General features: G+C 60.9%; 14 protein-coding genes. 12 read left to right on the top strand and 2 right to left on the bottom strand.

The features are described from left to right. Positions 1-70 precede the first annotated feature (70 nt). Both rpsI and rplM read right to left on the bottom strand, forming a co-directional pair. A complete protein-coding gene (rpsI, locus tag LQV16_RS05075) occupies positions 71-580 on the bottom strand; it encodes a 30S ribosomal protein S9 (protein WP_018773707.1) in 510 nt (169 codons plus the stop codon). 36 nt (positions 581-616) lie between these two features. After that, entirely contained in the window at positions 617-1,060 is a 444-nt protein-coding gene (rplM, locus tag LQV16_RS05070; protein ID WP_015937805.1) for a 50S ribosomal protein L13, read from the bottom strand. Between the two features lie 319 nt (positions 1,061-1,379). Between rplM and LQV16_RS05065 the strand changes: the two genes are divergently transcribed. From LQV16_RS05065 to LQV16_RS05010, 12 genes are all read left to right on the top strand, one after another. Next, complete coding sequence (locus tag LQV16_RS05065) at positions 1,380-2,078, top strand: A24 family peptidase (RefSeq protein WP_229992815.1); 699 nt, start codon at positions 1,380-1,382, stop codon at positions 2,076-2,078. Positions 2,079-2,348: 270 nt separating this feature from the next. Further along, positions 2,349-2,549: a Flp family type IVb pilin gene (locus LQV16_RS05060; RefSeq protein WP_229992814.1), complete on the top strand. Its 201-nt coding sequence runs from the start codon at positions 2,349-2,351 to the stop codon at positions 2,547-2,549. Between the two features lie 101 nt (positions 2,550-2,650). Further along, positions 2,651-3,043 carry a TadE family protein gene (locus tag LQV16_RS05055; RefSeq protein ID WP_229992813.1) on the top strand — a complete coding sequence of 131 codons (393 nt, stop codon included), beginning with the start codon at positions 2,651-2,653 and terminating at the stop codon, positions 3,041-3,043. After that, on the top strand, positions 3,022-4,029 hold the full coding sequence (locus tag LQV16_RS05050) for a Tad domain-containing protein (protein ID WP_229992812.1): 1,008 nt from the start codon (positions 3,022-3,024) through the stop codon (positions 4,027-4,029). The genes LQV16_RS05055 and LQV16_RS05050 overlap by 22 nt, the downstream gene beginning before the upstream one ends. 31 nt (positions 4,030-4,060) lie before the next feature. Further along, entirely contained in the window at positions 4,061-4,840 is a 780-nt protein-coding gene (locus tag LQV16_RS05045) for an RcpC/CpaB family pilus assembly protein (RefSeq protein ID WP_229992811.1), read from the top strand. Continuing rightward, positions 4,837-6,042 carry an AAA family ATPase gene (locus LQV16_RS05040; protein ID WP_229992810.1) on the top strand — a complete coding sequence of 402 codons (1,206 nt, stop codon included), beginning with the start codon at positions 4,837-4,839 and terminating at the stop codon, positions 6,040-6,042. Before LQV16_RS05045 ends, LQV16_RS05040 begins: the two co-directional genes overlap by 4 nt. Further along, complete coding sequence (locus LQV16_RS05035; protein WP_229992809.1) at positions 6,039-7,511, top strand: CpaF family protein; 1,473 nt, start codon at positions 6,039-6,041, stop codon at positions 7,509-7,511. Before LQV16_RS05040 ends, LQV16_RS05035 begins: the two co-directional genes overlap by 4 nt. Then, the gene (locus LQV16_RS05030; protein WP_229992808.1) at positions 7,508-8,461 is read left to right on the top strand and encodes a type II secretion system F family protein; all 954 of its coding nucleotides are present in this window, start codon (positions 7,508-7,510) and stop codon (positions 8,459-8,461) included. Before LQV16_RS05035 ends, LQV16_RS05030 begins: the two co-directional genes overlap by 4 nt. Positions 8,462-8,471: 10 nt before the next feature. Further along, a complete protein-coding gene (locus tag LQV16_RS05025) occupies positions 8,472-9,350 on the top strand; it encodes a type II secretion system F family protein (protein WP_229992807.1) in 879 nt (292 codons plus the stop codon). A 281-nt stretch (positions 9,351-9,631) separates the two neighbouring features. After that, positions 9,632-9,868 carry a Flp family type IVb pilin gene (locus LQV16_RS05020; protein WP_229992806.1) on the top strand — a complete coding sequence of 79 codons (237 nt, stop codon included), beginning with the start codon at positions 9,632-9,634 and terminating at the stop codon, positions 9,866-9,868. Between the two features lie 73 nt (positions 9,869-9,941). Next, positions 9,942-10,328 carry a TadE family protein gene (locus LQV16_RS05015; protein WP_229992805.1) on the top strand — a complete coding sequence of 129 codons (387 nt, stop codon included), beginning with the start codon at positions 9,942-9,944 and terminating at the stop codon, positions 10,326-10,328. Continuing rightward, on the top strand, positions 10,316-11,341 hold the full coding sequence (locus LQV16_RS05010; RefSeq protein WP_290369329.1) for a Tad domain-containing protein: 1,026 nt from the start codon (positions 10,316-10,318) through the stop codon (positions 11,339-11,341). The genes LQV16_RS05015 and LQV16_RS05010 overlap by 13 nt, the downstream gene beginning before the upstream one ends. Positions 11,342-11,357 lie beyond the last annotated feature (16 nt).

The following is an 11,357-nucleotide window of genomic DNA, read 5'->3' as shown; positions in this document are numbered from 1 at the left end:
GAGCGCTAAGAAGCGCCGAGGGCCCCAATCGCCGGTCGCGCCAGCGGCCGACGATTGGGTAGGCGCATTTTTAGCGCTTGGAGTACTGCTGAGCCTTACGGGCCTTCTTGAGACCGGCCTTCTTACGCTCGATGACGCGGGCGTCACGGCGCAGGTAACCGGCCTTCTTCAGGGTGGCGCGGTTGTTCTCGGTGTCGATCTCGTTCAGTGAACGGGCGATGCCGAGGCGCAGGGCACCGGCCTGGCCGGAGATGCCGCCACCGTGGATGCGGGCGATGACGTCGTAGGCGCCGTCAAGATCGAGGATCTTGAAGGGCTCGTTGACGTCCTGCTGGTGCAGCTTGTTCGGGAAGTAGTTCGCCAGCTCGCGGCCGTTGATGGTCCACTTGCCAGAGCCCGGCACAACGCGAACGCGTGCAACGGCTTCCTTACGACGGCCAACTGCAGCGCCGGCAACGGTCAGTGCCGGGCGTTCCTTCTTCGGCGCAGCTGCTTCCGCAGCACCGCTCTCCGAGGTGTAGCTGGTCAGGTTTTCCTCAGCCTCAACGGCTTCGGTGGTCAGTTCTTCGTTCTGAGCCACGATTCTCCTTGATAAAAAGTTGGTTGGTGGCCAGGACTACTGGGCGACCTGGGTGATTTCGAAAGTCTTGGGCTGCTGGGCGGCGTGGGGGTGCTCTGCACCGCGGTACACCTTCAGCTTGCCCAGCTGCTGTGCAGCGAGGGAGTTCTTCGGGAGCATGCCCTTGATAGCCTTCTCCACGGCGCGAACCGGGTTGGACTCAAGCAGCTCCGCGTAGTTGACGGAGGTCAGGCCGCCCGGGTAACCGGAGTGGCGGTATGCGCGCTTCTGCTCCAGCTTGGCGCCGGTGAGGGCAACCTTTTCAGCGTTGATGATGATGACGAAGTCGCCCATGTCCATGTGGGACGCAAAGGTGGCCTTGTGCTTGCCGCGCAGCAGGATTGCGGTCTGGCTGGCAAGACGACCAAGGACAACGTCGGTGGCGTCAATGACGTGCCACTGGCGGTTGATATCGCCGGGCTTCGGGGTGTACGTACGCACGGTGTTTGCCTCGTTCTTGTTCTGGCGTTCTTGTTTTAGGCGTCACTCTTACGGTGCACCTACTATCTATGCGCTACCGGAACAGAGGTGAGGGCTCTATGTAACCAGTCATCCTGAAGTCTCGAATGTGCACGTTGAGTAGCTATCCTGCAACCGGATTCTCAAGCGGGCACGCACCATCGAGATAGGACACGCACAACGACTACCAAGAATAGCCGATCGCGGCCTCTTGGGTCAAAATGGGGTGTCCGGATGCATCCTGTCTGCTCTCTGTTTCGCAGACTGCCCCGTGCCGGTCCGTCGCATCCTTGGAGGAACAGTGTCCGATCCCGCCGCCGGCTCCATCTCCCTGCTGCTCGCACAACCGGCCGGATCACTCACCGGGGTCCTGTTCATAGCCGGCGTTGGCCTCGCGGGCGCATGCCTGTCCCTGTTGGCCGAGCTCCTCATCCGGCGCGCACTCCCCCGCCTGGGCGGACCACTGACAGTACGCATAAGACTTACGACGGCGGCGGCCACCTTCGCGTTGTCCGCCCTGCTGGCCTGGCGCTTTGGGCTCTCCCCCGAGCTCCCCGCGTACGTCCTGCTGGCCGTGGCCGGCGTGCAGCTGGCGCGGATCGACCTGCAGCACCACTTGCTGCCTAACCGGATGGTCCTCCCCCTATTAGGGGCCGGAATTGTGCTACTCGGGGCCGCCGCGGGAGTGTCCGGCGAGGCAGGTAGCCTGCTACGCGGGGTCGCCGGCGCCTCAATAATGTTCGTTTTGTACCTTTTTCTCGCTCTGACCAGCCGAAACGGCCTCGGAATGGGCGATGTGAAGCTTGCGGCACCACTTGGCCTGTACTTGGGCTACTTAGGCTGGTCCCACTTGTTCTACGGCGGCGCCCTGGGATTCGTCTTAGGTGGCGTCGCCTCCCTGCTCCTGGTCCTCAAAAACCGCGGAAACAAGCCGAAAGAAGTGCCCTACGGCCCCTCGATGCTTGCTGCCGGTCTGGCCATCATCCTGCTGCTCCCCTAAGTGGTCTCCGCCTTCACCCGGGCGCGCATTAAGTAAGACGGCTTATCAAACCAAGTAGTGGAAGCCCCACCCCAACTTAGAAACTGAGTACACCCCCGTTTGAGGGCAGGTGATACCCATTTTTTCCCTCCAAAAGTCGAGTATCGGACATCATTGCCGCGCCGTTTGTGGCCGTGCAAATGTTGTCTCAACGAAGCTCCAGCAAATAAGCAATCGGGGATTTGCCGGAAATTCGTTCATTACTCAATCTCTGGAAAAGGAAAAACTAAAATGACTGGTCTCATGATCTCAATGGTCTCTTTCATCGCCGGCGTCAAGGACAAGATGGAATCCGAAAAGGGTGCCACCGCGACTGAGTATGGTCTGCTCGTCGGTCTCATCGCCCTGGCCATTACCTTCGGCGTCACGGCTTTCGGAGGCGCCCTGAACACTTTCTTCGACGGTCTCGCCACCACCGTAGGCACCTGGTAGCCAGCATTCACCACCAGGTCTCATCCAGGAGTGCCGCGTCCGCCAAACGCGGACGCGGCACTTTTCATTAGATCCAGCGTCACATTCCTCGGGGGGAAACTGTGAAACGCAGCAAAGTTATGCCGGGACGGGAGCGCGGCGCGGTCGCGGTCGAGTTCGCCCTTATCGCGCCCGTGCTCCTGCTAATCGTCGTCGGGATCCTGGAATTCTCGAACTTCTACAATCTCCAGATCTCGGTGACCCAGGCAGCCCGCGAAGCGGCCCGTGAGATGGCGGTCAGCAACGATGTCGGCCTGGCCGCCGCCGCTGGCGTGGCCGGCGCTCCGGGAGTAGCCATTGCCCCGGGGAATTTCGCCTTCTCTGGGGCCTGCACGCCGGGCGCCACGGTCACGGCCACCGTCACCTTCACACGGCCGGCCCTCACCGGATTTTTCAGTCCGACTGTCACGGTAACCGGAGAAGGAGCCATGCGATGCGAACGTTTGCCCGACTAACTTCAGTTACGGAGAACCAGGACTCTGAGCGGGGCGCAGCCGGCGTACTGGTCGCCGTGATGATGCTTGTCCTCATTGGCGTCGGCGCCATCGCCGTCGATGTCGGCCAGATCTACGCAGAACGCGCGGAACTTCAAAACGCCGCCGACGCCGGGGCGCTGGCGGGCGCACAGATCTGCTCCGAAACAGCAGGATGCACCCAAGCAGACGCCAACGCCGTCGCAGCACTCCTGGCGAATCAGAACTCGAAGGACGGAGTCTCCAGGGTCCGGTTCGTTGACCTTAGCGTTCCCTTCGAAGTCACCGTCAGCACGGCAACAGTGAACGGCACCAACGGGTCAGGGTTCCTGAGCAAGCTATTCGCCAACGCCCTCGATACGCCCGACATCGGAGTCGGCGCTACTGCTACCGCCAAATGGGAATTCCCGACGCGGGGCCGCAGCATCCTTCCACTGACCTTTGCGCCCTGCGAGTTCATCGATGACGGCCTCCCGCACAAAATCCTGACACAGGGTGGCGGCGCCGGAGCAGTGGACTGCACTGGACGAAACCCCTCCAACCAGATCATCCCGGGCGGCTTTGCCTGGCTGGACCCGGACGGCTCCACAGGGTGCGAGGTGACCGCGGAAGTTGGTCAGTGGAGCAAAACAAGCGCCGGCGCTGCTATGCCATCCGGCTGTGACGCCCTCTTCAGCAGCGGCCTCGTCGGTCAGACGGTCGCAATTCCGGTCTTCAAATACACCTGCAAGGACATGTTCTCGCCCTGCACCGGAAGCAACGTTAAGTACATGATCGAAAAGTGGGCGGGTTTCGAAGTCCAGGGTTGGAAATTTCCTGGAAATTCCCATGATCCCACCAACGTCTTTACTACGAGCCAAAAAGGCCTTTACGGGACCTTTGTCGGGTATTTCGCCGATCCAAGCCTATTCACGGGTGGTTCAACCGCCCCTACCGGAAACATTAAAATTCTCGGTCTCATTAAATAAAAACTGATTCATTTCTAAAGGGGTGGAAGAATTGAAAGCTCGCCTGCTGGGAGGCATCGCCGCACTCGTTGTGGCCATCATCGGAACAGTTCTGCTTGTGTCCTACGTCCAAGGCGCCGATCGGCGCGCCCTGGCAAACACAGAAACCGCTGAGGTCTATGTGGTTCAAAAAGAAATTGCGGCCGGAACGTCCGCAGCAAACTTCGGTGATTCAATCGTTAAGAAATCTGTACCCAAGTCAGCGGTGGCAAGCGACAGCGTCACCACCCTGGCTGAACTCGGCCAGAAGGTCTCCGCCGTCGGACTGGTCCCCGGCGAACAGCTCCTGGCCACCCGAATGGTGGACCCGACACAGCTGGTCGGCGCGGGCCGCGTGGCCGTCCCCAGCGGACTTCAGGAAGTCGCGGTCAAGTTGACCCTCGACAGAATTGTCGGTGGCAGCCTGAAGGCCGGCGATACCGTAGGGGTGATTCTGTCCTATGCGGCGAACGACAAGCTGAACGTCCCGGACCAGTCTCAGCTGGTCTTCCATAAGGTGCTGGTGACGGCGGTCCAGAACTCCACGGGCGCCGTAGCACAGGATCAGTCGGCGACGACGACCACGGAAAGTTCCTCCGACGGGGCCCTGAGCGCCAAGTCAAGCGCCGCACAGGCGAACGGTGGATACCTCGTCACTTTGGCCCGGCCCTCGATCGACGTAGAGAAGATCGTCCACGCCATCGAGTTCGGCAAGGTGTACCTCAGCAAGGAATCGGCAAGCTCGACGACGACTAACACCGGCGTCATGGAACGCATCAGGGTATTCCAATGAGCCGCTTCGTACTGATCACGCCCAGCGTCGACTTCGAACGAAAGGTCCGCTCCGCCACCGCCGGCATGAGTGGCAGCCTGCAATGGTTCCAGGCAGATTACCTGCCGGAAGGTCCGGACGAATTCCTGAGTAAATTGCTCGGAGAGCCGCCGGAAGTCCTTATCCTGGGCCCCGGTCTGGACTTGGACGACACCCTGAAGCACGCAGCGCTCCTGGACCTTCAGTATCCGGAGATCAGTGTCCTGTTGGCCGCCGAGCAGACCCCGGAGCTGGTTCTGGCTGCAATGCGTTCGGGAGTGCGGGACATCCTTTCCCCCGCGGCTGATAGCAGCGGCATCCGGGCGATGGTCGAACGTTCCAGTTTGGCCGCAGCCGGCCGCCGGAGGGGCCTGAACCCAAGCACCGCAGGGTCGCCGGTTGGAGGTACCGGGGGACGGGTCATCGCCGTGATGTCGCCGAAGGGTGGCGTGGGCAAGACCACCATCGCGACCAACATCGCGGTCGGACTGGGAAAGGTGGCGCCGATGGGGGTTGTCATCGTCGACCTGGACCTGCAGTTCGGGGATGTCGCCAGTGGCCTGTTGCTGGACCCGGAACACACGATCGCGGACGCTGTTACGGGTGCGGCCAGCCAGGACTCTATGGTGCTCAAGACGTATCTTGCGCTGCACTCGGCAAACATCTACGCACTGTGTGGGCCGAGGGATCCCGTGGAAATGGAGGGGATTACGGCGGCGCACGTCACCAACCTCCTGAAGCAGTTGCGGCATGAGTTCCAGTACGTAGTCATCGACACCGCGCCTGGACTTGGGGAGCATGTCCTTGCTGCGCTGGAGCAGGCGACGGATGCCGTCTGGGTGTGCGGCATGGACGTGCCGAGCATCCGCGGGCTCCGCACCGGTTTTCACATCCTCAACGAGCTCGGCCTCATGCCGGAAAGTCGGCATGTTGTGCTGAACATGGCCGACGGCAGGAGCGGGCTCTCCGTCCCCGACGTGGAAGCAACCATTGGTGTGCCGGTCGACATCGCCATACCGCGCTCCAGGACCCTGCCCTTTTCGACCAACAAGGGTGTTCCCATCCTTCAGGACGGCCGCCGGGATGTCGCAGCGAAGGGCCTTCGTCAACTCGTAGAACGTTTCCAGCCGAATTGGCAGGACCGAACACATCGCAAGCTCCACCGAAGGGCGGTAGTCCAGTGAGTCTCACCAGGAGATTTGAACAATTGCGGCACGGCAGCCAGGACGGCGAGACGGCCACGCCGTCGGAAGCCCAGACGAGCCCGGGCTTCCCCTCGACCCTTGGCCGAATTCAGGAAGCCAAAGCCGCCGATGCTGCCAGCGCGGCACTCGTGGTCGAAGAAGTCGGTCCCAACGCCGGCATGGCCAGCGAGGCCCTCCGTGGGCTCAAAGAGCGGGCAAGCTTGGCCCTTTACGAGCGGCTCGGCTCCAGGATCTCGGACTCCTCGATGGATGAATCCGAGCTGCACCAGCATGTCAAGGATGAACTCAAGGAGGTCGTGGACGCGGAGCAGGTCCCCCTTTCCTCGGCTGAAAGGCAGCGACTAACCCGCGAAATCATCGACGACGTACTGGGCCACGGTCCGATCCAGCGTTTCCTCGACGATCCCGAAGTCACGGAAGTCATGGTCAACCGCCATGACAGCATCTACGTGGAACGGTATGGCCACCTGCAAAAAACAGATGCCAAGTTCAGTTCGGACGAGGCGCTCCGCCGGGTCATTGAACGGATCGTCTCCCGGGTGGGTCGACGGATCGATGAGTCCTCGCCGTTGGTTGATGCGCGGCTTGCCGATGGCTCGCGTGTGAACGCCATCATTCCGCCCTTGGCCGTCAATGGTCCTTCGCTGACCATCCGAAAGTTTGCCCGCGAAGCCCTCACCGTGAACAAGCTCATCGAGTTCGGCAGCCTCTCCCCGGAAATGGCTGAACTCCTGCAGGCCTGTGTCCTGGCGCGAATGAACATCATCGTCTCCGGCGGTACCGGCACCGGCAAGACCACCTTGCTCAATGTCCTGTCTTCCTTCATCCCGGAGACAGACCGCATTGTGACTATCGAGGACGCCGTGGAGCTCCAGTTGCAGCAGGAACATGTAGTGCGGCTCGAAAGTCGGCCGGCCAACATCGAGGGCCGCGGCGAGGTTTCAATTCGCGAACTCGTCCGCAATTCGCTCCGCATGCGGCCGGACCGTATTGTCGTCGGCGAGGTCCGCGGCGGCGAATCGTTGGACATGCTCCAGGCCATGAACACCGGCCATGATGGGTCAATCTCCACCGTTCACGCCAATTCCCCCAGGGATGCGGTGGCCCGGCTGGAGACGCTGGTGCTGATGGCCGGGATGGACTTGCCGCTGCGGGCTATCCGCGAACAAGTCGCTTCCGCGGTGAACCTCATCGTGCACATCACAAGGCTCCGTGACGGTAGCCGCCGTGTCACGCACATCACCGAGGTGCAAGGCATGGAAGGCGACATTGTCACCCTCCAGGACGCCTTTGTCTTCGACTATTCCGCCGGCGTGGACGCCAATGGCAGGTTCCTCGGCAAGCCGATACCCACCGGCGTCCGTCCGCGGTTCACCGACAGGTTCGTGGAACTCGGCATTCAAATCTCGCCTGCCGTTTTCGGGGCGCATGTTGGGAGTGTCCGATGATCCCCGACGATGCTTCTCCTGCGGTCATGGTGCTGGGCCTGGCGCTGGTCTATTTGGCCCTCGTTATCGTTTTCTGGGTCATCCTGAAGTCTCGAAACGTCATTTCGGCGGAACGGCGCCGGCCGGCTGGCGCCGCGCAATCCTCCACCCTGTCAAAGCTGACAGACGCGACGCTGGGCGTGATCGATGCCCGACTCAAGCCCCAGCCTTCGGGCATCCTGTCTCGGCGCCGGCTGGACAGCGCCGGCCTCAAGAAACAGCCCGCGGACTACTTGCTCCTAGCTGGCATCATCACCGTGCTGGCAGGGGTCGTCGGATTTCTGTTGGGAGGTATGTTCCCGGCGATTCTCCTGATCATCGCCGCACCAATTGGATTCGCGTTGAGTTTGAACTTGCTCGTCTCGCGCCGCCGAGCGAAGTTCGATGACCAGGTTCCGGACACGCTCCGGATGCTCTCCGGCGGCATGCGAGCCGGGCATAGCCTGCTTCGCTCGCTTGATGCTGCAGGCCAGGAAAACGACGCCCCGATGGCGGATGAACTAAGCCGCGTTGTCAATGAGACGCGTATCGGCCGCGACCTGGGCGAGTCCCTCCTCGATGTCGCCGACCGGACCAAGAACGAGGACTTCGCTTGGATCGCCCAGGCCATAGAAATCCACCGCGAGGTTGGCGGGGATCTGGCCGAGGTCCTCGACCACGTGGGCGAGACGATCCGCGATCGGAACCAGGTCAGGCGCCAAGTGAAAGCCCTCAGCGCTGAAGGACGAATGTCCGCCATAGTTCTGGTCTCGCTGCCAATTGTGTTGTTCATCGCACTGCAATTCATCAATCCGGTCTATTCCAAGACGTTCTCGTCAACGGTTCCGGGCTACATCATGATTGCGGTCGCCGCCGTCATGCTCAGCCTCGGGGCTTTCTGGCTCAGCCGTCTCATCAAGCCAAAGTTCTGAGGAGGAAAACATGCAACCCATCGCAATGGCCGCCGTTTTGGCCATCATTGCACCCATCTCTGGCATGGTCTGGCTGGCTTTCACCGGTGATCGCAGCGGGCTGCGGAATATCCGAACTAACCTTGGGGCGAAATCTTCGGGGGCCGCCGCCGGGCGATCGGTCGCAGGAGAGCAACTTGCAGCTCTCAGCAAGAAGCTGGCCCCGGTTGGCTACGTTGCCTGGCTGGATAAGCAGTTGGCCGGCGCGGGACGACCCAAAGAATTTCCACTTGGGCGGCTGCTCATGGTCAAGCCACTGTTGGCGCTGGCCGGCGCCGGCTTGGGACTTGCAGGCTTCCTTGGCGAGCCCTCTCCGCAGCGTATTCTCATCGCCTTGGCCTTCGTGGTTTTCCTCTACTTTGCTCCCGACTTACTGATTCGGACGAAGGCGGAGAAGCGACGCGAAGCCATCCGGCTTGAGCTTCCTAACGCACTAGACCAGATGCTGATCTCCGTTCAGGCTGGACTCGGCTTTGAAGCAGCTATGGCACGGAGCGCTCAGAACGGCACCGGCCCACTTGCGGATGAATTCACTCGCACTCTGCAAGACATGCAAGTGGGCCGCAGCCGAAAGGATGCCTACCTGGCGTTCGCAGGACGAGTCGATTCACCTGACCTTCGCAGCTTCATCCGGGCCGTCGTCCAAGCCGATACGTACGGCATCGCGATCGCAAAAGTCCTTAAGGCGCAAGCCCAGGAATTGCGGACCAAGCGTCGACAGAGCGCCGAGGAACACGCCATGAAGATTCCCGTCAAGATCCTTTTCCCCCTGCTCTTCTGCATCTTTCCTACGCTCTTCATCATCCTGCTAGGGCCCGCGGTCATGGGCATCATGGCTGCGTTCTCCTAGGACACCGCAGGCAGGAAGTATCGGTGAGGCTAACAACCACGCCTAAATGGGCCGGACCCCCTTGGACCCCAGAGCCTAGGGGGTCCCTTCGTGTGCCATCCCTGTGAGTCCCGGAGCAGTTTGAGCACAGATTACGCGCAGGAAATCCTCAGGAAATGTGCAGTTAGGGAAGTCTTACCGCAGGATGTGGCAAGCAGCGTAACTTCTGACGAATCGCGTTGCTAGCTTTCTGGCAGAGCTGGCATCTGACCAGCTTCCCTTCGCTCGCTCAGGAGTCCACAATGCTTGCTCTTTATACCAACCTGTCTGTCCGTCTCCGCAGCGATGAGAAAGGCGCAACCGCCGTTGAATACGGCATCATGGTCGCCCTCATTGCTGTTGTCATCATCGTTGCCGTGAGCCTGCTCGGTACGACGTTGACTGACATGTTCCAGGGGGTCAATTGCCAGATCAGCTCCCCCAAGACGCCCACGTGGGACCCAACTCTCAACCTCGGCAAGGGTGGTTGCAAGGCCTAGGTAGGCATCATCAGTTCGGCGGCGGTAGCAGTACCGTCGCCGAACTTTCTGATCAGTTTCGAAGAGAGGCCCCATGTCTAAGGCATCCGAGCGCGGTGCCGTGGCAGTTGAGTTCGCGCTCATAGCACCTGTGCTGATCATGCTCCTACTCGGAATCATGGAGTTTGGGCGCGCCTACAACGCCCAAATCTCACTGACCAACGCCGCCCGCGAGGGCGTGCGAGTGATGGCTATCACGAACACAGCGGCGCCGGCCCGCGACGCCGCAATACGCGCGGCCAGCACGCTCAGCCCGACGTTGTCCGATACCGATATCAAATTCCTTGCCTCCGATGGAACCGACACGTGTAGTGAGTCAAAACTAATGACTGTGACAATCAGCTACACCCTCAAAACGATGACAGGCATAGCCGGACCGTTCGTAATGACAGGAAAAGGAACGATGCTGTGCGGGGGCTAGCAGTACGAGCGGACAAGGAACGCGGCGGAATCGCGGTCATCGTTGCCCTTCTTATGGTGGTTCTGCTCGGCTTCGCGGCCATCGCCATCGATGTCGGGAAGCTCTACTCCGAGCAGGCACAACTGCAGAATGGCGCCGACTCGGCCGCGCTCATGGTGGCCCAGAAGTGCGCCAAGAATGCGGGTGACGCAACAAATTGTTCCAGTTCCTCCCCCCTCGCAGCAGACTTGGCTAACGCCAACGCCCTGGACGCAAAGAGCGGCGTAGAGTCCATCACCTTGGACACAATCGGACGCACGGTCAAGGTAATCACCCGCGCCAATGAAACTGGCAGCGCTCCCAATATAATCTCCCTTTTCTTCGCCAGGGCGCTGGGGATCACCAGCGCCGAAGTTGCCGCCAGTTCTTCCGTGCGGTGGGGAAGCCCGACTGAGGGCACAACACCGTTTCCACTGACATTCTCCATCTGCCAGGTGTCCGGGATGGTGGGCGGCGCAATGCAGCTGCTCCAGAACCACTCCGCGAATGCCAATACCGATTGCCCCCTGGGGCCCGCCGGCAAGACGGTGGAGGGAGGCTTTGGCTGGATCGTCCAGAGCTCTGGGCAGTGCGGCGGGATAGTGAACCTGGCCGTCAATCAAAGCGGCAGCGCCACTGGGAATGACGGACCGTCAAATTGCGATGCGGTACTGAACAAATGGGCTAGCGATCTCGCTGCAGGCAACACAGTCACTGTGCTGCTGCCGGTCTATCAGGATGTCAGCGGAACCGGGTCCGGGGCGTCCTACAAACTCCTGGCTTTCGCCGCCTTCAGCGTTCAAGGCTGGGCTTTCAGCGGCGCCGATAAGCTGCCGATGGTCTACCGCAATACATCCTCCGACAAAAACCTGGACTGCAAAGGTAACTGCCGGGGGATCATCGGCAAATTCGTCAACTACGTCTCTTTGTCCGACGGCTACAAGCTTGGTCCCGTCAGCCCATACGGCGCCACCGTCGTTGAGTTGACCAGCTAGATCTATGAAGTTCAGC

Origin of the sequence: Arthrobacter sp. Bi26 (assembly GCF_918697925.1) — a bacterium.
GTDB lineage: Bacteria > Actinomycetota > Actinomycetes > Actinomycetales > Micrococcaceae > Arthrobacter.
Note: the sequence above shows the minus strand (reverse complement) of the source record. Positions and strands in the feature narration are given on the sequence as shown.